Genomic DNA, 21,837 nt, shown 5'->3' with positions numbered 1-21,837 from the left:
GGCGTGATCCGCGCGGATCGGCGGCGGTCGTAAGGGGCGGGTTCATGCGCGGTCAAGCCGCGGCCAGTCAATTCGAGGGGCGATGGCCTCAGCCCGCCGCCGCGATCTCCGCCAGCGCTGCCCGCAACTCCGGAATGCCCGTGCCCTTGGCCGAGGAGGTGGTGAGCACCACCGGATGGGCGGCCACCCGCTTGCGGACAATCTCCGCCATCTCCTCCTGGCGCTTCAGCAGGCGCGAGGCCGGCTTGGTGTCGTCAGACTTCGTCAGCACGATCTGGAAAGGCACGGCGGCCTCGCCCAGCAGGTCCATGGCGGCGCGGTCGCCGTCCTTGGTCTCGATCCGGGCATCCATCAGCAGGATCACGCGGCGCAATGTGGGGCGACCGCGCAGGTAGTCGAACATCAATCCCTGCCAGTCCGCCTTCACCGCCTTGCTGGCGGCCGCGAAGCCATAGCCAGGCATGTCGACCAGCGTGAGCCTTGGGCCGGTATCCTCGCCCGCGGCGAAGAAATTCAGCTGCCGCGTGCGGCCCGGGGTGTGGGAAACTCGGGCGAGGCCGTGATGCCCCGCCAGCGCATTGATGAGGGAGGACTTGCCCACGTTGGACCGGCCGCAGAAGGCCACTTCGGGCGCATCCGTGGGCGGCAGCCCCTCCAGCTTCTGTGCAGCGAAGAAGAACCGCACGGGTCGCGCGAAGAGAAGACGCCCGGCTTCGATCCGGGCGGCCTCCTCCCGCGACAGCCCGTCCGGCGTCGCGGCCTGGGGCGCGGGCGTCGTCACGTCCGCGCCACGGCCTTCTCGGCCCTGCGCTCGGCCCGGTCATGCCGCATGATGTAGTACTGCTGCGCCACCGAGAGCAGGTTGTTCCAGGACCAGTAGATCACCAGGCCGGCGGGGAAGCTGGCGAGCATGAAGGTGAAGATGATCGGCATGAAGCTGAACAGCTTCGCCTGGATCGGGTCCGGCGGCGTCGGGTTCAGCTTGAACTGCACCCACATGGTGATGCCCATGATGATCGCCCAGGCCGGCATGTGCAGGAAGGCCGGTGCGTCCCAGGGGATCAGCCCGAACAGGGTGAACAGATTCGTCGGGTCCGGCGCCGATAGGTCGCGGATCCAGCCGAAAAACGGCGCGTGCCGCATTTCGATGGTGACGAACAGCACCTTGTAGAGCGCGAAGAACACCGGGATCTGCAGCAGGATGGGCAGGCAGCCCGCGGCGGGATTGATCTTCTCCGCCTTGTAGAGGGCCATCATCTCCTGCTGCATCTTGGCAGGGTCGTCCTTGTTGCGCTCCTTCAGCTCCTGCATCTTCGGCCCCAGCACCTTCATGCGGGACATCGACTTGTAGGACTTGTTCGCCAGCGGGAAGAACAGGATCTTCAGCACCACCGTGAAGATCAGGATGGCGACGCCGAAGTTGCCGACCTGCTTGTACAGCCAGTCCAGCGCATAGAAGAACGGCTTGGTGATGTAATAGAACCAGCCGAAATCGATCGCCTTGTCGAAGCCGGTGATGCCGAGCTTGGTCGCATAGGCGTCGAGCAGATGCACCTCCTTCGCGCCGGCGAAAAGCCGGGTGGCGAAGCCCGCCGTGGCGCCAGGCGCGGCGGTCACCGGCGCGGGCGGCGCGAAATCCACCTGCCAGCGGTCCTGCCCGCCCTCCTGCGTCGCGCGGAAGGCCACGCGGTTGCGGGCGGACTGGTCGACCGGGGCCAGGGCTGCCAGCCAGTATTTGTCGGTGAAGCCGGCCCAACCGCCGGCGCCCTCCTGCTCGAAGGCCGGGCCCCCATTGCGGCGCTGCGCCTCGGTCTTGGCGTCGGCGTACTTCTCCTCGCGCAGGCGTTCGTCGATCATGCCGACGAAGCCCTCATGCAGGATGTAGTAGCCGGCGACCTGCGGCGTGTGCTCGCGCCGCACCCGGGCCCAGGGAAGGACCTGCACGGCTTCGGCGCCCGTGTTCACCACGCGCTGCTCCGCGGTGACCATGAAGTTCTCGTCGAGGGAGAGCACGATCTCGAAACGCTGGCCGGTGCCGTTCTCCCAACGCAGGGTCACGGCGGTGGAGGGGGTCAGCGTGCCGCCCTCGCTCGTCCATTCGGTGTTGCTGTCGGGCACGGCGGTGCGGCGATCGGCAGAGGTCCAGCCCCATTGCGCGAAATAGGGCGCGCTGTCCTCGCGCGGGGCCAGGATTCGGACATTCGGGCTGCCGGGCTGGATGGTCTCGCGATAGTCGCGCAGCACCAGATCGTCGATGCGGGCGCCGCGCAGATTCACGCTGCCCTGCACGCGGGCGCTCTCGATGCGCAGGCGCGGCGCCGGGGTGGTGGGCGCTCCATCGGTCGGCCCCGTGCTGGCGACCCCAGCGGGGTTCAGCGCGGTGTTCGCCTGCGGCAGCGGCACGCCGCTCGTCTGGCTCTGCTCCACATGCTGGGCGGACTGGCGCAGGGCGTCCCGCGCCGGGCGGTTCCACAGGTCGAAGAGCAGCAGGATGCCAATCGAGATCGCGATCGCGGCAAGGAGTCGCTTGTTGTCCATCGGGTCCGGCGTTCAGGTGTTCTTGGCAGCGGGCACGGGGTCGTAGCCGCCGGGGTTCCAGGGATTGCAGCGCAGGATGCGGCGAGCGGCGAGGCCGCTGCCGCGCAGCGCTCCGTGCTCCGTCAGGGCCTCGATCGCGTAGGCGCTGCAATGAGGATGGAATCGGCAATGCGCCCCGATGAAGGGGCGCAGCGTGAACTGATAGGCGCGCACGCCGATCTTCAGGGCATGGGCGGCGGGACTCATGACGAGGCGACTGACTGGGAGGCGCCTGACTGGGGGGCGACTGACTGGGCGACGGGCGCCACGCCCGTCTGCTTCAGCGCCCCTCGCAGGTCGCCCTGGAGTTGGGCGAAAGGGCGGCTCCGCGTCTCGTCGCGGCCGATCAGCACGATATCCCAACCCTCGGGCGGCGAATCGCCCAGGACGAGGCGCGCGGCCTCGCGCAGGCGCCGCTTGGTGCGATTGCGCACCACGGCGTTGCCCACCTTCTTCGTGACGGTAAAGCCCAGGCGCAGGGGACCACCCGTCCCCGGCAGGGCCTGGATCACCAGCCCCGGCCGTGCGGCGCGCTTGCCGCGCTGCGCGGCGCGCAGGAAATCGCGCCGCTTCTTCATCCGGGGCAGCTTCATGGCGTGTATCGCCGGCGGGGCACTGCATTGCGCCCCGGAAGCGTGCCTCAGGCCGAAAGCTTCTTGCGGCCCTTGGAGCGGCGGTTGGCGATCACATTGCGGCCGCCCACCGTCTCCATACGGGCGCGGAACCCGTGCCGGCGCTTCCGGACGAGCTTGGAGGGCTGGTAGGTACGCTTCACGGCAAGGCGCTCCGTATCAATTCAGGCCGGCCCGGCACGAAATGGGGCGGCGGGGTGGGGTGGTATGTCCCGGGCGGCACCGCCGCCCCGGTTATCGCCTGGCGTCCCGGCCATTCGGTTCCCGGCCCCAGGAACGGGCACGCGGACGCGAGCGGCCGCGACGGGACGCCCGGCGCGGGTGGCGCTGTATAGAAAGCCCCTCATACCCACGTCAACTGAAGCATGACCCCTACCCTTCCTGGCGCGGAGCGTTATCCAGGGCGCAGGACGGCCGGAAGGGGAAGCATGCCTGAGACCGACATCGCCGTAATCGGCGCCGGCGAGGCTGGCCGGGGCCTTGTGGCACTGGCGACCGCGCTGGGGCTGCGCGTCACGCTGTTCGAGCGTGGCCCCATGGGCGGGGAGGCACCGGACCCGGAGATCGCCCAGGCCGCCCTGCGCGCCTGCGCCGCGCGTGCCGCGGCCATGCGGGATGCGGCACGGCTGGGAATCGGCAGCGGCGACGCCCCCGTCGATTGGCTGGCGCTGCGCACCCATCTGGCGGCCGCAGATGCCGAGGCCGCTCCCGATTCCACCCAGGCCCGATTCGAGGCGATGGGAGTGGAGGTGGTCCGGGCCGCCGCGCGCTTCACGGCACCCGACGCCATCGGCGCCGCCGGGCGGGAATGGCGCTTCCGGAGCGCCCTGATCGCCACCGGCGCATCCCCGGTAATTCCAGCGCTCGATGGGCTGGAGAGCATTCCCTATCTCACGGCCGAGACGATCCACGGGCTGGAATCCAGCCCGGAACACTTGGTCGTCCTCGGCGGTGGCGAATTCGGGCTCGAGATGGCCCAGGCCCATGCCCGCCTCGGTGCACGCGTCACCCTCATCGAGGAAGCGGTGCGGATCGCCGCAGGCGCCGATCCCGAACTGGTCGAGGGCCTCGCCCGGGCCCTCCGGCGGGACGGCGTCATTCTCCTGGAAGGCCACAGCGCCGTGCGGGTGGAACGCCGACCCGCGGGCTTTTCGCTGCTGCTCGCGGATGGGAGGCGCGTGGAGGGGTCGCATCTCCTGCTCGCGCTCGGCCGCGTCCCGCGCCTGGCGGGGCTGGACTTCACCGCGGCCGGCCTGCCGGCGCCGGTGGGCTCGCTTGCGGTGGATGGCGGGCTGCGCCTCGCTGGGAGCCGGCGGATCTGGGCGGCCGGTGGCGTGATCGGACGGGCCGGGGCCGCGGATGTGGCCGTTCTGGCCCGCAGCATGCTTTTCCGCGCCCCGGGGAGGCCGGACGCGCCGCCTCCCCTTTTGGCGGTCCGGACAGAGCCGGCGCTGGTGCAGATCGGCGCCCCGGCCGGGGGGGACGGCACCGAAATCCTGCGCTGGCCCCTGGCCGATACCGCGCGCGCCGCAGCCGAGGGCATCAATGAAGGGCTGGTGAAGCTTTCGGTCGACCGCAAGGGCCGGCTGGCTGGGGCGGGGCTGCTCGCGCCGGGCGGGCTGGAGATGGCGGGGATGCTTGCTCTGGGCCTCGGACGGCCGGTTTCGGAACTGGCCGCCGCTCCCCTGCCCCATCCGTCCCTCTCCGCCGCAATTGCCCGGGCGGCGCTGGAGCAACGGGCACCGATGCTCGCCAGCCCGGCCATTCGCTGGCTGGCAGGGATTGCGAAGCGCCTGCCTTAGGCCTCTCCTGCGCCGGAGCAGACCCGGAAGCTTGTACATGACACAATCCCTGCAGGGCCGCACGGCCCTCGTCACCGGCTCCACCAGCGGCATCGGCCACGCCATCGCCCTCGCCTTCGCGCGCGAAGGGGCGCGGGTGATGCTGAACGGCTTCGGCCCGCCAGATCAGATCGCCGCCGCGCGGGCGGAGGTCGCTTCTGTCCAGGGCGGCGAGACGCCCTATTCAGACGCGGACCTCTCCAAGCCCGAGGCGGTTCGGAAGATGTGCGAGGATGCCACCGCGGCGCTCGGCCAGGTGGACATCCTGGTGAACAATGCGGGCATTCAGTTCACCAGCCCGGTGGAGGAATTCCCCGAGGCGAAGTGGGACGCGATCCTCGCGATCAATCTCTCCTCGAACTTCCACGCCATCAAGGCGCTGCTGCCCGGGATGCGGGCACGGAACTGGGGGCGGATCGTCAACATCGCCTCCGCCCACGGACTCGTCGCCTCGCCCTTCAAGGCGGCCTATGTCACCGCCAAGCACGGGGTGGTGGGGCTGACCAAGACCGTCGCAATCGAGGTCGCGCGCACCGGCATCACCTGCAATGCCATATGCCCCGGCTTCGTCCGCACACCGCTGGCCGAGGCACAGGTCGGGCCGCTGGCCAAACAGCACGGCGTATCGGAGGAGGTCGCCCTCACCGATTTCCTGCTGGAGAAGCAGCCCAGCAAGCGCTGGGTCGAGGTGCCTGAGGTGGCGGCCATGGCCGTCTATCTCTGCGGACCCAACAGCGGCGCGGTGAACGGCTCAGCCCTCTCCATCGACGGCGGCTGGACGGCGTCTTGAGCGCGGAAGCCGCCGGCGGGAAGCCCAAGCCCGGCACGGAGGGGCTGCCGCCGATCGAGGGCACGCCAGCTACCCCGGCGGTCGCGCGGCCGGCCGGGCCCGCGCGGGTCAGCCTCGCCCTTCAGGGCGGCGGCACGCATGGCGCCTTCACCTGGGGGGTGCTGCTGCGGCTGCTGGAGGAGGAGTCGATCGAGGTCGCCTCCATCTCCGGCACATCCGCGGGTGCCATCAACGGTGCCGCCTTCGCGCAGGGCATCGCCGAGGGCGGCCGGGCCGGCGCTGCCGCGCTGCTGGACCGGCTCTGGGGTGCGATCGGGGGGCGTTACGCCCTCAGCCCCTTGCGGAACAATCCCTTTGAGGAGCTGATCTGGGGCCCGGATCTCAGCCACAGCTTCGCCTGGCAGGCCTTTGACGCCCTCACCCGGGTCTTCTCGCCTTATCAACTCAATCCCTTCCCCATTGAGATGAACCCGCTGAAGCAGGTTCTGGAGGAGGTGCTGGACCTCGGCACGCTCTGCACCCATCCGGAGGCGCCGCGGCTCTTCGTCACCGCGACCAATGTGCGGAGCGGCAAGCCCCGCGTCTTCGCCCGGCACGAGGTAACGCGGGAGGCGCTGCTCGCCTCTGCCTGCCTGCCCAACGTATTCCGCGCCGTGGAGATCGATGGCGAGGCCTATTGGGATGGTGGCTACCTGGGCAATCCTGCCCTCTGGCCGCTCTATGATGGCAAGGGCCCGCAGGACATCGTGCTGGTCGGGATCAATCCCATCTCCCGGCCGGACATCCCGCAAACGGTGCAGGACATCAACACGCGGGTGAACGAGATCGGCTTCAACGCCTCCCTGATGTACGAGATGCGGGCCATTGAGTTCGTGCAGCGGCTGGTCGACCAGGGAATCCTGAAGCCGCCCCGCTATCAGCGGCTGTTCATCCATCTGATCGAGGATGAGGAGCAGATGCGACAGCTCGGAATGTCCACCAAATACAATGGCAACCGGGGGTTTCTTAACAGTCTTCGAGAGGACGGTAGGGCGGCGGCGGATGCCTGGCTGGCCGAGAACCGGGAGGCGCTGGGGCGGCGCGACAGCGTCGATCTGCGAGCGCGCTTCCTGTGATGCGCCCAACTATCAGGAAAGCTGCAAAGTCAGTGCTTTAAGGTAGGCACTTTCAGGTAACATGGGATGTATGGGATGGTCCGGTCCCGCCCCTGTCATCGCCAGTATCCGTGCATCCCGCCGCACTCGCTGGAGCCCGGCGATCACCGTGTCCGCGAATTCGCCGGCGGCGACATGGTGGCTGCAGGAGGCGATGAAGAGGATGCCCCCCGGCGCCACCAGTTCCGCCGAGAGCCGCGCCAGGCGCGAATAGGCCCGGATCGCGGCGGGGATGTCCTTCCGCCCCTTGGCGAAGGCCGGAGGGTCGGCCACCACGACGCCGTAGCGTGCGCCCTCCCGCCCCAGGCGCTCCAGCGTCTCCATGGCCTCGCCGCGCACCGCCTCCACTCGATCCGCCAGCCCGTTGCGGCGGGCGGTTTCCATGGCGGTGGCGAGGGCGTGTTCAGAGCGGTCCAGCAGCGTCACCCGCGCGGCGCCAGAGGCTGCGGCCTGAAGGCCGAAGCCGCCGGTGTGGCAGAAGGCGTCCAGCACCGTCTCGCCCCGCGCCAGATTAGCGATCCGGGCACGGTTCTCGCGCTGGTCGAAGAACCAACCGGTCTTTTGCCCACCCAGGGGATCGACCGAGAAGGAGACGCCGCCCTCCTCCACCGTGCCCGTGGCCTCGGTGCCGCGGAGCAGGGTGGTGGCCTCGGGCAGGCCTTCCAGCGCGCGTACCCCGGCCTCGTTCCGTGCAACCACGGCACGGGGAGCGATCAGGGCGTCGAGCGCGCGAAGGATGGCGGGGGTCGCCATCTCCATCCCCGCCGTGTTCGCCTGGAGCGCCACCAGGTCGCCGTAGCGGTCCAGGATCAGGCCGGGCAGCCCGTCGGCCTCGGCATGAGCCAACCGGTAATGCGGGGTGGGAAAGAGACGGCTGCGGAGCGCCAGCGCCTCGGCGATCCGGCCCTGCCAGAAGGTGTCGTCGATCGGGATGGCGGCGTCGCGCGTGAGCCGGCGGCCGGCGATCAGGGAATGCGGGTTGAAATGATGGATGCCGTGGCGGACGCCGTCATCGCCCTCCACCCGCACCGGGGTGCCGGGCGGGATGGCGCGGGCCGCCGGCGTCATCGCCACCTCGTTGGAGAAGACCCAGGGATGGCCCGCCTTGGCGCGCCGGTCGCGGCCGGGCAGGAGGCGGATGAGGGGCATGTCGGACATGAGGGCGGGCATAAGCCGGAATGCCGCTCCGCGCATCCCGTACCCGGCGCAGCGTTCAGCGAGCGGGAGCGCGGACCGCCAGCATGATTCCCCCCAGGGTGAGCGCCAGCGCCGCCGCCTGGCGCCAACCGAGCGACTCCCCGAGCAGCAGGGCCCCTGAGAGGACACCCACAAGCGGCGTACCGAGCGTGCCAATCGCCGCTACCGCGGCCGGCAGAACGGAGAGCGCTGTGAACCAGGTCAGATAGCAGAGGCAGAGCGGGATCGCGGCCATGTAGAAGAAGGCGCCCCAGGCCTGAATGCTCACCGCGGCCGGGTTGAAGGACTCCACAAAGAAGGAGGCGATGGCCAGCGGCAGACAGCCGAGCCCGACCTGCCACGCCACCGACACCACCGGATTCAGCCCCAGCTGGTGCCGCTTGAACAAGACGGTGCCGAGAGCGAAGAGCATCGCGGAGAGGAGCAGGAGCACGACGCCGGGCAGCTTGGCCCAGCTCAGTTCGACGCCCTGGCCGGTCACCAGCAGCGCCACGCCTGACAGGCCGAAAACCAGCGCGAGGATCCGTCCGAGGGTCGGGCGTTCCCCCAGCACCGGCCATGCCATCAGCGCGGCCCAGGCCGGCATGGTGTAGCTCATCATCGCGCCCTCGCCCGCCCCGACATATTGCAGGCCAAGTGTCGCTATTCCCATCCAGGCGGTGACGTTGAGCAGGGACGAAAGCAGCAGCGCTCCGCGCTTTCCCGCCGGAACCCCCATGGGGATGCCGCGCAGGAGCGCGAAAGCAGCCAGCGCGAAGCCGGCCAGTAGCCCGGCGAAGCCACGGGCAGTCAGCGGTGGCACTTCCGAGAGCAGGAATTTCAGCACCGGCCAGTTCAGGCCCCAGCCGAGCGTGGTGACGACGATGCAGAACAGCCCGAGGCGGCGCGCGCGCGCAGCTTCCACGGGCGCCACCACCGCCGAGGCCACCTCAGTCGAGATAATCCGGCTCCTCGCGGGCGAGGATGCGCTTTACGCTCTCCAAATGAAGCCGGGCGCTTTCGTCCCCGCCCTCCCGCATCTGGGCATAGGTGCGGGCCGCCACCTCGGGCGGCACGGGCTTGAGCGGACGGCCCGTGGCGAGGGCGAGGCGCTGCACCTCGGCGGCGCGCTCCAGGTAATAGAGGTCGTCCCAGGCCTCGGCGATTGAGGGGCCGACGATCATCACGCCATGATTCTTCAGGAAGCCGATATCGGCTTCCGCCATCACCGCCGCGATCCGATCGCCCTCCTCGGAGTCCAGGGCAAGGCCGTTGTATTCCTCGTCCACCGCGGTGCGGCCGTAGAACTTCAGCGCCGTCTGCCCCGCCCAGACGAGCGGCGGGCCCTCGAGCATCGAAAGGGCCGTGGCGTTCGGCATATGGGTGTGGAAGGCTGCGACGGCCCGCGGATGGCGCAGGTGCAGCCGGGCATGAATGTGGAAGGCGGTCGATTCCGGCACGCCCTCCCCGTCCAGGACGTTGCCCTCGAAGTCGCAGATCAGCAGGCGGGAGGCCGTGATCTCCGAGAAGGCCCAGCCATAGGGGTTCACCAGCATCAGGTCCGGCCGGCCGGGCACCAGCACGGAGAAGTGGTTGCAGATCCCTTCCTGCAGGTTCAGCCGCGCGGCCATGCGGAAGCAGGCGGCGAGGTCCACTCGTGCCTGCCGGATTTCCGGCGTGTTGAGGCTGCTGTTGCGGAGCAGCTTCGGGGCGGAGGGAAGCGCTTGCGCCATGGCGAGTTCCGGTCTTCGAGGCGCGCGCAAAGTCGCGCCGACCGGGCCGGACCGCAAGCGGTGACGAGCGGCTCACCTGTCCCGCGGCGCGTTGTGCGCCGCGGGTGCGTCCTGCGGAGCACGGCTGCCCCGCCCGGGCATCTCAGGTGGCGGCGGGCTGCGTCTTCGGCGCGGGCCGGGCGCCGAGCACCAGCAGCGCGGCCAGGAGGCAGGCGGCGCCGGCGAGATGGAATGCCGGCAGGTAGCTGGCGAGCACGTCCCGGCTCAGACCGCCACCGAAAGCCGCGAGGGCGGCGCCGAGTTGGTGGCCGGTGAAGACCCAGCCGAAGACCAGTGGTGCCTTTTCCCCCCAGAGGCCTGGCTGGCGAGCATCGCGGTCGGCGGGACCGTCGCAATCCAGCCCAGGCCGTAGAAAACGGCGAAGAGCGACAGCCCATAGAGGGAGAAGCTGCTCATCGGCAGGATGAGGAGGGAGAAGCCGCCGTGCTCGCAAGCGCCCGCCTCCGCTTCGCCGAATGCGCGGAGGCCGAGTTCCCCGGGCCGGTCGCGACCAAGCAGCAGCATCAGCGCTCCAGCGGCGCCATAGGCGAGGAGGACCGGCGCCATCGCCACCATGCCGATGCCGAGGCCGGTAGAGACGCCCTAGAACAGCCAAAGCTTCCAAAGCTGCGTCATGCGAGGCAGCCCGCGATCACCAGGGTCAGTGCCATGGCAATGCTGCGGCGCAGCCCGTAGCGCTGGAGGATGGCTGCCGCGAAGGGCGCCGTCAGCCCGCAGAGGAGCAGCCATAGGGCAAGGGCCCGGGAGATTGAGGCGGTCTCCCATCCTGTCTCGCGCTGCAAGGACAGAAGCAGCGCGCCCAGTACCCCATTGCGCCGTCCGAGGAGAGGGAGACGAGGACGGTGAGCCCCACCATCACCCAGCCATAGTGGATGCCGCACGGCGCGAGCCGCGCATTGAGGGAGGCGGCGAGCATCACGAAACTCCCTGGCCTGCGGCGACGGACGGGCTGGCATCGGGGCGCCGCGGAACCATCTGTCGTCTCATGATGGTAATCATGATTGAACATGACAGTCGTCATGATAAAGCCAATCCGCTATTCGGATGCTGTCCGGTGCGGGGTCAGGGAGGGCAGAACATGGCGCGGTCGTCGCGGGCAGAGGTGGCGGAGAAGCGGCAGGCGGTGCTGGAGGTGGCGTCGCGGCTGTTCCGGGAACGCGGGGTGGAGGCGGTGAGCGTGGCGGAGGTGATGGCGGCCGCCGGCCTGACCCATGGCGGGTTCTACAGCCACTTCGACTCGAAGGAGGCGCTGGCCGCGGAGGCCTGCTCCGAGGCCTTCGGCCGTAACCGGACACGGTGGAGCAGCCTGGCCGAGCGGCCAGCGGGCGAAGGACTGGACGCCCTGCTTGGGCACTATCTCAGCCCTGCCCATCGCGACTCCCCGGGCAGCGGCTGCGCCGCGCCAAGCTTTGCCGCCGAGGCGGCACGCGATGTGCCCGGTGGCGCGGTGCGTCGCGCCTATGCCAACGGCATCCGCGGCCTCGCGGAGACGCTCGAGGGGCTGCTCCCCGCCTCGGTGAAGCGCCGGCGGCGCGAGCGGGCGCTGATGGCCATGGCAGCGATGATCGGCGCCGTCTCTATCGCACGCGCCATCGGGGATGATCCCCTCTCGGACGAGATCCTGGCCACTGTGCGGGGGGAACTCTCGGCCTAGCATCGCGCGGATGGCGCCGGGCCCTTGCCCGTCCGGCCGCGGGGCCGCATTCATCGCGCTGCATCACGATGGAGCGACGCGCCCATGTCCGGGACCAACCAGCGCATCGACGGCCCGCGCCTGTGGGACAGCCTGATGGCCATGGCCGAAATCGGCGCGACGCCCAAAGGCGGCGTGAAGCGGCTGACCCTGACCGAGGTGGACCGCGCCGGTCGCGACCGCTTCGCGCAATGGTGCCAACAGGCCGGGCTGACCGTGCGGATGGACCATATGGGAAACATGTTCGCCCGTCGGCCGGGCCGCGACCCAAAGCGCAAGCCCGTGCTTTTCGGCAGCCATCTCGACAGCCAGCCGACGGGCGGCAAGTTCGATGGCGCGCTGGGGGTGATCGCGGGGCTGGAGGTGATGCGTACGCTCCAGGACCTGAACATCGAGACCGAGGCACCGCTCGAGCTGATCAACTGGACCGATGAGGAAGGCAGCCGCTTTGGCCATTCCCTCATGGGCAGCGGCGTGTGGTCGGGCGTCTACGACCAGGCCGCGACTTATGCGCTACGGGACACGGAGGGCGTGTCGGTGATCGAGGCGCTGGAGGGCATCGGCTACAAGGGCGACCATCCCGCACGGCCCTTCGAGGCGGATTCCTATTTCGAGCTGCATATCGAGCAGGGGCCGATCCTCGAGCGCGAGGGCAAGCGCATCGGCATCGTCACCGGCGGCCAGGCGCAGGTCTGGTATGAGGCGGTGCTGACCGGTCAGGATTCCCATGCCGGCACCACCCCGCCATCCGCAAGGCGGGATGCGCTGCTGGGCGCGGCGCGGACCGTGACGCTGGTGGATGGGATGATGCGCGCACGGGGCGAAGACGGCCGCGGCACGGTCGGGCGGCTGCAGGTCTTCCCCAATTCCTGCAACGTGGTGCCGGGCGAGGTGCGGTTTTCCGTCGAGTTCCGCCACCCCTCCGGCGATGAGATCGAGATGCTGGCGGCGGAGTTCCCGGCACAGGCCCAGGCGATCGCGGAAGAACTCGGGCTTGTGCTGGAGTTGCGCGAGCTGTTCCGCATCCCTGCCCAACCTTTCGACCCGGATTGCGTCGGGCTCGTGCGAGATGCGGCGGCCCGGCTCGGACTACCGGCGCGGGAGATCATCTCGGGCGCCGGGCACGATGCCGTCTATGTTGCGCGCTGTGTGCCCACGGCGATGATCTTCACTCCATGCAAGGACGGCCTTTCCCACAACGAGGCGGAGAGCATTCTTCCGGAGGAGGCGGCTGATGGTTGCCAGGTTCTGTTCGAAGCGATCCTGGCGCGCGCCAATCGCCCGGCCTGAGGGCAGGCACCCCCGCTGAGGGACGCCTCAGCGGGCAACCAGGTCTCCCGCCGATACGGCCCGGCCGAAGAGCCAGCCTTGCATCACGACGCAGCCCTCCTCGAGGAGGGCCTCGCGCTGCGCCTCCGTCTCCACGCCTTCGGCGAGGAGCGGGATTTCCATGCCCTTGGCGAGGATGGTGACGGCGCGGAGGATAGCGCGCTCCCGCGCCCCACCCGGCAGGCCGGCGACGATGGAGCGGTCGAGCTTCACCTGATCTACCGGCAAGCGCAGCAGATGCGCGAGTGCCGAGCGGCCGCCGCCGAAATCGTCCAGTGAAAGGCGAACGCCGTCTGCGATGAGCTCATGCAGCACGGGGGCGATGGCATCGAGGTCTCGCGCCGCCACATCCTCGGGAATCTCGACTTCCAGCGCCTCCGGCGCCACGCCGTAGCGGGCGAGCGTCGCCCTGACGCGGGCGGGGAACTCCGGGTCGCGCAGCGTAGTAGGAGAGATGTTCACGCCCACGATCTCCGGGCCCTCCCCGGCCGCCATCCAGGCGGCCTTCTGCCGCAGTGCCTCATCCAGTACCCAGGCATCGATCGCGGGCATGAGTCCGGCCGCATCAGCCTCGGGCAGGAACTCGGCCGGGGAGACGCTGCTGCCGCCCGGGCCGCCCGGCCAGCGCAGCAACGCCTCGGCGCCGCGCAGTGAGCCGTTGCGTGCGTCGACCTGTGCCTGCCAGGCGAGCTGGAATTCGCCCCCGGCAACGGCACCCGAAAGCCTCTGCCGCAGGGCGAGCCGGCGCGCGACGCGTTCCCCGAGCGCGGGGTCATAGGGAACCACGGCGCCGTTGCCCTGCCGCTTCGCCTGGGCCAAGGCGAGCGCCGCGGCGCGATGCAGGGCATCCGCATCCTCGCCGTCCTCGGGCGCATGTGCATGGCCGATATTGGCCCGGATCGGATTGGGTCCGGTGCCGAGATCGAGTGGCGCCGCCAGGGCACGCTGGATCCGGCTGGCTATCGCACCGGCTGCCTGCTGCGTGCGGAGCCCCGTGGCGATCAAGGCGAATTCATCCCCGCCAAGGCGGAAGACCTGGTCTAAGGGGCGGGTCTGGTCACGCAGGCGTCGCGCGGCCTCGCGCAGCATTGCATCGCCGGCCACTTGGCCGAGCGCATCGTTTACCGCCCGTAGCCCAGACAGGTCGAGCAGGAGCAGCGAGCCGCCATCCGGTTGCGTCATAAGCTGCGCCAGGGCCTGCTGAAAACGGAAGCGGTTCGGCAGCCCGGTGAGCGGGTCGTGCCAGGCGAAGTGCAGGGCCTGCGCCTGCGCCGCATGCAGCCGGGTGACGTCGAGCAGCATAAGCACGGCCTGTGTCTGCCCGCCGCCCTCCCCCGGCAGCCAGGGCGAGGCCACGAGGATCACCCGCCGCTCCGGCACGCCATCCTGCGCGGGCAGCACCCCCTCCACCTCCCGCCCGGGCTGCAGGCCGAAGGGGCCGCTGCCGGGATGGCCGAGCTGCTGCAGGCCAGATTCCATCAGGGTCGCCGGCAGGCGGCCACCGAAGAGGTCTGCGAGGCGGTAATTGGCGGCGAGCGTGCGACCCTCCGGATCCAGGTGCCAGATGCCGGCCGGAACGCTTTCGTGAATCGCGCGCGCGCGAAGGTCCCGGGCGCGCGAGCCCGTCACGTCCAGGGCAAAACGCGCCACCTCGCCGCCCGAAAGGCGCCGCTTGCTGACCTGGAGGATTCGGCCATCCGGCAGGGAGCGGTCGTATTCGGCGCGGGAGTCGTCCTCGTGCTCCAGGATCTGCTGGGCCATCTCGGCAGCGGTGCCATCCTCCCGGCCATAGGAGGCGGCGAGCAGGTCGTCGAGCTTCGCCCCGGGCGGCACCGGGCGCGGATCGATGCCTGGCAGGTCATAGCCCGGGCTACGGTCCAGCAGCGTGCGGTCGCGCGCGAAGACGGCGTAGCGCACGGCGGTCCTGTCCACTGCCTCCCGGAGAAGGGCTGCACGACGTAGGCGCGGCCAGACGGCGATTCCCGCCAGCAGGAGGGCGGTGACCATAACCAGCAGCAGCCCCGTCACCGCCGGCAACGCCATGGCGGGCGTCAGCAGGATGTTGATGGCGGCAGCGATTGCCGCGCAGCAAAGGAGGAGCCCGCCCCCCAGAGCGATCGCGCGCCGGAGGCGACGCGTCGGGGCCTCTTCGGGCGGCATCAGCGATCCATTCCCGTTCGTTCTTCAGATCCGGTTCGCAAGCCCTTCTTGGACGGCCCCAGGCGGCGCTTGGAACACTTATTTAGACAATATGACAGGTTTGGTCACGTCCGAAACGATGATTCGCTCGCGGAACACTTTATTGCCGTGGCCCCCGCCCCACACGGGCTGCCGCCGCAGGGTTGGCACGGCGGCGGCCCGCCTCTATAGCGGCCAGCGCGCGACTGAAATGCATGCGATCGGCCGACGACGCCGTGCGCCAGCCAGCGACGCCGCGGAGACCCCCTTCCTTGGCCACGACCGAACCTGACAAGCAGCCTCCGACGCCTGAGCGGAGCCCGGCGCTCGTGTTGCAGGACGCCATTCTGGCGCGCCCTGCGACGCCCATCCGCCGCATGGCGGATGCAATTCGCGCCCTCGCGATCGACGGCGTGGAGGCGGCGAAATCCGGCCATCCCGGCATGCCCATGGGCATGGCAGATGCCGCAACCGTTCTCTTCACCCGCTTCCTGAAGCATGACGTCGCCGATCCGCGCTGGCCGGACCGCGACCGCTTCGTCCTGAGCGCGGGCCACGGCTCGATGCTGCTCTACTCCTGGTTGCATCTGACCGGGCATGCCGGGATGGGCGTGGAAGAGCTTCGCCGCTTTCGCCAGCTCCATTCCCCTGCCGCCGGCCATCCGGAAGCGGGCGAGCACCCGGCGATCGAGACGACCACCGGTCCGCTGGGGCAGGGCATCTCCACCGCCGTCGGCATGGCTATGGCGGAGCGGCACCTCGCCGCGCGCTTCGGCAAGAGCCTAGTGGACCACCGCACTTGGGTGATCGCCTCGGATGGCGACCTGCAGGAGGGCATCTCCCACGAGGCCGCCTCGCTCGCCGGGCATTTCGGCCTGGGCAAGCTGACCGTCCTTTGGGACGACAACCACATCTCCATCGACGGCGACACGGCGCTTTCGGTGTCCGAGGACACACTGGCACGCTTCAAGGCCTATGGCTGGGCCGTGCGCCGCGTGGACGGGCATGACCATGAGGCTGTGGCGGCGGCGCTGAACGCCGCGACCAAGTCCCGCAAGCCGACGCTGATCGCCTGCCGCACCATCATCGGCTTCACCGCGCCGAAGAAGGCCGGCACGGCGGGCAGCCATGGCGCGCCGCTCGGCCCGGAGGAAGCGGCCGCGGCCAAGGCGGCGATGGGCTGGGAGTCCGGTCCCTTCGAAGTGCCGGCCGAGATCCGCGAAGGCTGGGAATCGGCCGGCAAGCGCGGCGGCGGCACGCGCCGCTCCTGGTTGAAGCGGCTGGCGAAGCATCCGCAACGCGCGGATTTCGAGCGCGCCATGGCCGGCAAGCTGCCGGAGCGCTGGGACGCGGCCATCGGCGAGTGGAAGGCCAAGGCGGCCGCCGAGAAGCCGAAGATCGCCACACGCGTCGCCTCGCAGAAGGCGCTGGAGGCGCTGGTTCCGGCCGTGCCCGAGATGATCGGCGGCTCCGCGGACCTCACCGGCTCCAACAACACCAATGTGAAAGGCATCCCTGCCCTTTCCGCTGAGAACTTCGGCGGGCGCTTCGTCCATTGGGGCATCCGCGAGCACGGCATGGCCGCGGCCATGAACGGCATGGCGCTGCATGGGGGCGTGATCCCCTACTCCGGCACCTTCCTCGTGTTCAGCGACTACATGCGCCCCGCCATCCGCCTTGCGGCGCTGATGCGGCAGCGCGTGGTGCATGTGCTGACGCATGACAGCATCGGCCTCGGCGAGGATGGCCCGACGCACCAGCCGGTCGAGCACCTGGCCGCCTTGCGCGCCATCCCGAACCTCTATGTCTTCCGCCCGGCCGACGTCATCGAGACGGCGGAGGCCTGGGAGATGGCGGTGAAGCGGACCGACGGGCCGAGCGTGCTGGCCCTTTCCCGTCAGAACCTACCGACGCTGCGCAGTGATGTCGGCGAGAACCGCACCGCGCGCGGCGCCTATGTGCTTGCCGAGGCCTCGGCGGAACGGAAGGCGACGCTGATCGCCACCGGCTCCGAGGTGGAGATCGCCATGGCAGCGCGCGAGACGCTCGAGGAGGCCGGGATCCCGACGGCCGTCGTCTCGATGCCTTGCTGGAAGGTCTTCGAGCTGCAGGATCCCTCCTGGCAGGAGACGGTACTCGGCACGGCGCTGCGGGTGGGGATCGAGGCGGCGCTGGAGTTCGGCTGGTCGCGCTGGCTCGGTCCTGACGGCATCTTTATCGGGATGCAGGGCTTCGGGGCGAGCGCGCCGGCGAGCGATCTGTACAAGCACTTCGGCATCACCGCCGATTCGGTGGTGGCGGCGGTCAAGCGCCGCGTGAACTGAGCGAACGGAAGGGACGGATATGGCGGTCAAGGTAGCGATCAACGGCTTCGGGCGCATTGGGCGGCTCGTGCTGCGCGCGGCGCTTGAGAGCGGCCGTGACGACGTCGAGTTCACGCATATCAACGATCTCGGCTCGGTCGAGGCGAATGCGCATCTATTCCGCTACGACAGCGTGCATGGCCGCTTCCCCGGCGAGGTGCGCGTCGAGGGTGACACGATGGTGATCTCGGCCGCTGGCCGCACCTACAAGCCGATCAAGGTGACGGCCGAGCGCGATCCCACCAAGCTGCCCTGGCAGGGCGTGGATGTGGCGGCCGAGTGCACGGGCATCTTCACCAATTCCGACAAGGCGGCGCTGCTGCTGCAGTCCGGCCCGCGCAAGGTGCTGGTCTCCGCCCCCGTTACCTGGGCCGAGGCGCATGCCGATGACTCCGCCCAGGCGACCATCGTCTATGGCGTGAACCACAAGATCCTGAAGCCGTCGCACCAGATCGTCTCGAACGCGTCCTGCACCACCAACTGCCTGGCGCCCATTGCCAAGGTGCTGCACGACAAGTTCGGCATCCTGCGCGGCTACATGGTGACGATCCACGCCTATACGGGCGACCAGAACACCGTGGACACGCTGCACAAGGACCTGCACCGCGCCCGCGCCGCGGCTGTCTCGGCCATCCCGACCTCGACGGGCGCGGCCAAGGCCGTGGGCCTCGTGCTGCCGGAGCTGAAGGGCAAGCTGGACGGCACCGCCATCCGCATCCCGACGCCGAACGTCTCTCTCGTCTCGCTCGACTTCGTGCCCGCGAAGACCGAGGGCCTGACCAAGGAGGCGATCAACGCGGCGATGAAGGAGGCCTCCGAGTCCCCCGAGTTGAAGGGTATCCTCGGCTACAACACGGCGCCGCTGGTCTCCATCGACTTCAACCACGACTCCCATTCCTCCACCTTCGACGCGACGCAGACGCAGGTGGTCGATGGCGGGCTGGTCCGCGTGATGTCCTGGTACGACAATGAGTGGGGCTTCTCGAATCGGATGAGCGACACCGCAGCCCTGCTCGGCTCGCTCTGAGACTGAACGGGGGCGCTTCGGCGCCTCCGGTTATTTCGGCCCCTTTCAGGAATAGCTCCGATGGCGTCCTTCCGTACCCTCGATGACCTCGATGCGAAGGGGAAGCGCGTGCTCGTGCGTGCCGACCTGAACGTCCCGGTGCGGGATGGGGCCATCACCGACCGCACCCGGATCGAGCGGCTCTGCCCCACGATCCGGGATCTGGCGGACAGGGGCGCCAAGGTGGTGATCCTGTCCCACTTCGATCGGCCGAAGGGCAAGCGCGTGCCCGAGATGTCCCTGAAGCCGCTGGCGGAGGCGCTTTCCTCCGCCCTCGGCAAGCCCGTCGCCTTCGCCGATGACTGCATCGGGCCGGAGGCCGCGGCGGCCGTTGCGAAGCTGCAGGACGGAGACGTGCTGCTGCTCGAGAATACCCGTTACCACGCCGGCGAGGAGAAGAACGACCCGGCGCTTTCGGCCGAGCTGGCGAAGCTGGGCGATGCCTATGTGAACGACGCCTTTTCCGCCGCCCACCGCGCCCATTCCTCCACGGAAGGCGTGGCGAGGCTGCTGCCCTCCTATGCCGGCCGTCTGATGCAGGCAGAGCTGGAGGCGCTGGAGGCGGCTCTGGGCACGCCGTCGCGCCCCGTGGTCGCCATCGTCGGCGGCGCCAAGGTTTCGACCAAGCTGGACCTGCTGGGCAACCTCTCGCGCAAGGTGGATGTGCTGGTCATCGGCGGCGCCATGGCCAACACCTTCCTCGCCGCCCAGGGCTACGACATGGGCCGTTCCCTGCAGGAAGCGGAGATGCACCCGACGGCGCTGCGCATCCTCGACGAGGCCAAGGCCGCGAATTGCGAGATCCTGCTGCCGCGGGACTTGGTCGTGGCCGCCGAGTTCAAGGCGCACCCGGCCACCCGCACCGTGGCGGTGGATGCCGTGCCCTCCGACATGATGGCCCTCGATGTCGGACCCGAGACGGTGGACATGATCGAGGACCGCCTGCGCAAGGCTTCCACCCTGGTCTGGAACGGTCCGCTCGGCGCCTTCGAGACGCCGCCCTTCGATGCGGCGACGGTGGCCGTGGCGCAGAGCGTCGCGGGGCTCACCCAGTCTGCCGGGCTGAAGTCCATCGGCGGCGGCGGCGACACGGTCTCGGCGCTGCGCCATGCCGGCGTTTCCGAGCGGATGACCTATGTCTCCTCCGCCGGCGGCGCCTTCCTGGAGTGGCTCGAAGGCAAGACCCTGCCGGGCGTTGCCGCGCTCCAGCAGGGCTGATCCCTCCCCGCCTCAAGCGGAAACCCGTCGCTCCGCACCCGCGGGCAGCGACGGGTCATGGGTGCAGAGGATCGTCACCTCCTCGCCATGTTCGCGGGCGAGCTTGCGGAGCATGCGTCGGCTCTGCAGCCGCGCCTCTTGGTTCACCTGCATGACGCGGGCATAGGCATCGACGAGGGGCGGCATGCGGAGCGGCTCCTGAAGTTCCGAATGCATGAAGACGGTGTCGCCTGCGTGCAGCACCCAGCCATCGCCCGTATTCAGCGCCACGCCGCAATGGCCTTCCGTGTGCCCGGGCAGCGGGACGAGGAAGATGCCGGGCGGCAAGCCTTCCAGCCCCCGCAGCGTGGGCAGGCCGAACCATGGCGCGCCGGGGGCGTCGTATTCCCGCATTGGATGATCGAGCTGCGGCGGGCGGTAGCGCCCCCGTGCGATCGGGGTGAAGCGCCGGCGCGAGGCGGCGGCTTCCCGCGCATCGACATGCACGCGCGCATGGGGAAAGTCCGTCAGGCCACCGGCATGATCGAAGTCGAGATGCGTCATGACGATGTGGCGCACATCGCCCGGGTCGAAGCCCATGCGGCGCAGGCGTGAGACGGCGGTCTCGTCCGCTTCCAGATGCACGCGATCGGCATGGTAGAAGGCACGGCTGAGGCGCAGGATAGGGCGACTGACGTCATCCAGACCGAAGCCGGTGTCTACCAGCACCAGCCCCGCCTCCGTCTCGGCCAACAGGCATCGGCAGGCCAGATGCGCCGGTCCTAAGCCCGATGTGTGTCCATCCCAGAGCCGCCCGCCAAAGGGGCGCATGGAACCGCATTCGATGGCGTGAATTCGCATGGAAGGCTGAACGCGCGGCCGGGCACCCCGGTTTGGCGAGCGCTAGGCCCCGAAAGGATGAGCGAGACTCTGCGAACAACTTGCATTCTCATAATCAAGGATCCGGGCTATGCCCTTCGCTCCGATTTTGGAGGAGATCCCGATGCCCAGCGTCGCGCGCCGCCTGCTGCTGGCCGCCAGCGTCCTTGCCGCGCCCCTCGCCGCCATGCCCGCCCTGGCGCAGGGCGAGCTGAACATCATCGCCCAACGCCCCGGCTCCCCGGATCAGGAGCCTTTTGCGAGCTTCGCGCGGCAAACCGGCAGCCTCGTCAACTTCCTGCCCAATGCCCGCAATGCTGCTGTCACCGCTCTCTCGGCCACCCCTCGCGGGCCAGGTGACCTGATGCTTGGGACGGATGCCGTGGCCCTGGCGCAGCTCGAGGCCGCCGGCATTTTCGAGCCCTATTCCTCCCCAGCCACGCAGCGCGTGCCGGCGCATCTGCGCCACCCGCAGAACCTCTGGACGGGCGTGTCCGCCCGGGCACGGGTGATGGTGGTGCGGGATGATGCCGCCAACCCGCCGGTACGCTTCGCCGACCTGGCCGACGCCAGGCTGCGCGGCGCGGTCTGCCCCACCGCACCGACTACCTACAACCAGTTCCTCGCAGGCAGGATGATCGTGCACCTGGGCGAGGCCGGCGCGGCGAGCTGGGCCAAGGGCGTCGCGGCGAATTTCGCGCCCGCCGTGCCCATCGCTTCGGACTTCGTGCAGATCCAGGCGGTGGCGGCGGGGCGCTGCGCGGTAGCGATCTCCAACCACTATTACCTGCTGCGCCTCGCGGCCTCGGAGAAGCCGGAGGAGCGCGAGGCGGCAAAGCGCCTGCGCGCGGTCTTCCCCGACCAGGGCGCCGACGAGCCGGGGGCGATGATCAACGTCACCGCCGTCGGCCTGCTGCGCGGTGCGCCGAACCGCGAGAACGCGGTGCGCTTTATCGAGCACCTGATGACGGAAAAGGCGCAGGCCGAATTCGGCGGCGGCATCTTCTATCCCATCCTGCCCGGCGTACCCGTTCCGGAAAGGGCGCAGGTGCTGGGCAGTCCGCGCTGGGACACGACGCCGGTGGCGCGGTTCGGCGACTCACGCGAAGCCGCGGCGCGCATCCTGCGCGAGGCTGCCTGGCCGATGCCGCAGCAGCGCTGATGCGCAG

Annotated in this window: 21 protein-coding genes; 9 read left to right on the top strand and 12 right to left on the bottom strand. The window is 69.5% G+C overall.

What is annotated here, in order from left to right; all coding sequences use genetic code 11:
- Positions 1–88: 88 nt before the first annotated feature.
- Genes yihA through rpmH form a run of 5 tightly spaced genes read right to left on the bottom strand, consistent with a single transcriptional unit; the run spans position 89 to position 3,352 of the window.
- Positions 89–781 (bottom strand): ribosome biogenesis GTP-binding protein YihA/YsxC, encoded by a 693-nt coding sequence (gene yihA, locus GSE44_RS11650; RefSeq protein ID WP_201306040.1) that lies wholly within the window; start codon positions 779–781, stop codon positions 89–91.
- Positions 778–2,538, bottom strand: coding sequence for a membrane protein insertase YidC (yidC, locus tag GSE44_RS11645; RefSeq protein WP_159348959.1), 1,761 nt, complete (start codon positions 2,536–2,538; stop codon positions 778–780). The genes yihA and yidC overlap by 4 nt, the downstream gene beginning before the upstream one ends.
- A gap of 12 nt (positions 2,539–2,550) precedes the next feature.
- Positions 2,551–2,784, bottom strand: coding sequence for a membrane protein insertion efficiency factor YidD (gene yidD / locus GSE44_RS11640; protein WP_159348958.1), 234 nt, complete (start codon positions 2,782–2,784; stop codon positions 2,551–2,553).
- Positions 2,781–3,170, bottom strand: coding sequence for a ribonuclease P protein component (rnpA, locus tag GSE44_RS11635; RefSeq protein ID WP_159348957.1), 390 nt, complete (start codon positions 3,168–3,170; stop codon positions 2,781–2,783). The genes yidD and rnpA overlap by 4 nt, the downstream gene beginning before the upstream one ends.
- A gap of 47 nt (positions 3,171–3,217) precedes the next feature.
- Positions 3,218–3,352, bottom strand: a complete 135-nt coding sequence (gene rpmH, locus GSE44_RS11630) for a 50S ribosomal protein L34 (RefSeq protein WP_159348956.1) — start codon at positions 3,350–3,352, stop codon at positions 3,218–3,220.
- 285 nt (positions 3,353–3,637) lie between these two features.
- Here rpmH and GSE44_RS11625 point away from each other — a divergent pair, with 285 nt between their 5' ends.
- The 3 genes from GSE44_RS11625 to GSE44_RS11615 are packed head-to-tail and all read left to right on the top strand — an operon-like array spanning position 3,638 to position 6,955.
- Positions 3,638–5,011, top strand: coding sequence for an FAD-dependent oxidoreductase (locus GSE44_RS11625; protein ID WP_159348955.1), 1,374 nt, complete (start codon positions 3,638–3,640; stop codon positions 5,009–5,011).
- 37 nt (positions 5,012–5,048) lie between these two features.
- Complete coding sequence (locus GSE44_RS11620) at positions 5,049–5,840, top strand: 3-hydroxybutyrate dehydrogenase (protein ID WP_159348954.1); 792 nt, start codon at positions 5,049–5,051, stop codon at positions 5,838–5,840.
- Complete coding sequence (locus GSE44_RS11615) at positions 5,837–6,955, top strand: patatin-like phospholipase family protein (protein ID WP_235924733.1); 1,119 nt, start codon at positions 5,837–5,839, stop codon at positions 6,953–6,955. The genes GSE44_RS11620 and GSE44_RS11615 overlap by 4 nt, the downstream gene beginning before the upstream one ends.
- A 12-nt stretch (positions 6,956–6,967) precedes the next feature.
- Here the strand turns inward: GSE44_RS11615 and GSE44_RS11610 are convergent, their stop codons facing one another.
- From GSE44_RS11610 to GSE44_RS26765, 5 genes are all read right to left on the bottom strand, one after another.
- A complete protein-coding gene (locus GSE44_RS11610; RefSeq protein ID WP_159348953.1) occupies positions 6,968–8,164 on the bottom strand; it encodes a class I SAM-dependent rRNA methyltransferase in 1,197 nt (398 codons plus the stop codon).
- 43 nt (positions 8,165–8,207) lie between these two features.
- The gene (locus tag GSE44_RS11605) at positions 8,208–9,095 is read right to left on the bottom strand and encodes a DMT family transporter (RefSeq protein ID WP_235924732.1); all 888 of its coding nucleotides are present in this window, start codon (positions 9,093–9,095) and stop codon (positions 8,208–8,210) included.
- A 25-nt stretch (positions 9,096–9,120) separates the two neighbouring features.
- Entirely contained in the window at positions 9,121–9,903 is a 783-nt protein-coding gene (locus GSE44_RS11600) for an aldolase (protein WP_159348952.1), read from the bottom strand.
- A 264-nt stretch (positions 9,904–10,167) separates the two neighbouring features.
- Positions 10,168–10,509: a hypothetical protein gene (locus tag GSE44_RS26770; protein ID WP_201306039.1), complete on the bottom strand. Its 342-nt coding sequence runs from the start codon at positions 10,507–10,509 to the stop codon at positions 10,168–10,170.
- Positions 10,510–10,574: 65 nt separating this feature from the next.
- The gene (locus tag GSE44_RS26765) at positions 10,575–10,745 is read right to left on the bottom strand and encodes a hypothetical protein (RefSeq protein WP_201306038.1); all 171 of its coding nucleotides are present in this window, start codon (positions 10,743–10,745) and stop codon (positions 10,575–10,577) included.
- Positions 10,746–11,041: 296 nt separating this feature from the next.
- Between GSE44_RS26765 and GSE44_RS11590 the strand changes: the two genes are divergently transcribed.
- Both GSE44_RS11590 and GSE44_RS11585 read left to right on the top strand, forming a co-directional pair.
- Positions 11,042–11,617 carry a TetR/AcrR family transcriptional regulator gene (locus GSE44_RS11590; RefSeq protein ID WP_159348951.1) on the top strand — a complete coding sequence of 192 codons (576 nt, stop codon included), beginning with the start codon at positions 11,042–11,044 and terminating at the stop codon, positions 11,615–11,617.
- Positions 11,618–11,701: 84 nt separating this feature from the next.
- Positions 11,702–12,946, top strand: coding sequence for a Zn-dependent hydrolase (locus GSE44_RS11585; protein ID WP_159348950.1), 1,245 nt, complete (start codon positions 11,702–11,704; stop codon positions 12,944–12,946).
- Positions 12,947–12,973: 27 nt separating this feature from the next.
- On the opposite strand, the gene GSE44_RS11580 is transcribed toward GSE44_RS11585, so the two are convergent.
- Positions 12,974–15,145, bottom strand: a complete 2,172-nt coding sequence (locus GSE44_RS11580; protein WP_159348949.1) for a putative bifunctional diguanylate cyclase/phosphodiesterase — start codon at positions 15,143–15,145, stop codon at positions 12,974–12,976.
- Between the two features lie 395 nt (positions 15,146–15,540).
- Here GSE44_RS11580 and tkt point away from each other — a divergent pair, with 395 nt between their 5' ends.
- The 3 genes from tkt to GSE44_RS11565 are packed head-to-tail and all read left to right on the top strand — an operon-like array spanning position 15,541 to position 19,810.
- The gene (gene tkt / locus GSE44_RS11575; RefSeq protein WP_159348985.1) at positions 15,541–17,487 is read left to right on the top strand and encodes a transketolase; all 1,947 of its coding nucleotides are present in this window, start codon (positions 15,541–15,543) and stop codon (positions 17,485–17,487) included.
- Positions 17,488–17,506: 19 nt separating this feature from the next.
- A complete protein-coding gene (gene gap, locus GSE44_RS11570; protein ID WP_159348948.1) occupies positions 17,507–18,553 on the top strand; it encodes a type I glyceraldehyde-3-phosphate dehydrogenase in 1,047 nt (348 codons plus the stop codon).
- A gap of 60 nt (positions 18,554–18,613) precedes the next feature.
- A complete protein-coding gene (locus GSE44_RS11565; protein ID WP_159348947.1) occupies positions 18,614–19,810 on the top strand; it encodes a phosphoglycerate kinase in 1,197 nt (398 codons plus the stop codon).
- A gap of 12 nt (positions 19,811–19,822) precedes the next feature.
- Here GSE44_RS11565 and GSE44_RS11560 read toward each other — a convergent pair whose 3' ends face one another.
- On the bottom strand, positions 19,823–20,620 hold the full coding sequence (locus tag GSE44_RS11560) for an MBL fold metallo-hydrolase (protein WP_328799073.1): 798 nt from the start codon (positions 20,618–20,620) through the stop codon (positions 19,823–19,825).
- A 172-nt stretch (positions 20,621–20,792) separates the two neighbouring features.
- On the opposite strand from GSE44_RS11560, the gene GSE44_RS11555 reads away from it, so the two are divergent.
- Positions 20,793–21,830, top strand: coding sequence for an ABC transporter substrate-binding protein (locus GSE44_RS11555; protein ID WP_159348945.1), 1,038 nt, complete (start codon positions 20,793–20,795; stop codon positions 21,828–21,830).
- The last annotated feature ends 7 nt before the right edge of the window (positions 21,831–21,837 follow it).

This window comes from Muricoccus harenae, from assembly GCF_009848505.1.
GTDB lineage: Bacteria > Pseudomonadota > Alphaproteobacteria > Acetobacterales > Acetobacteraceae > Roseomonas > Roseomonas harenae.
This window is presented reverse-complemented; position numbering and strand designations above follow the sequence as displayed.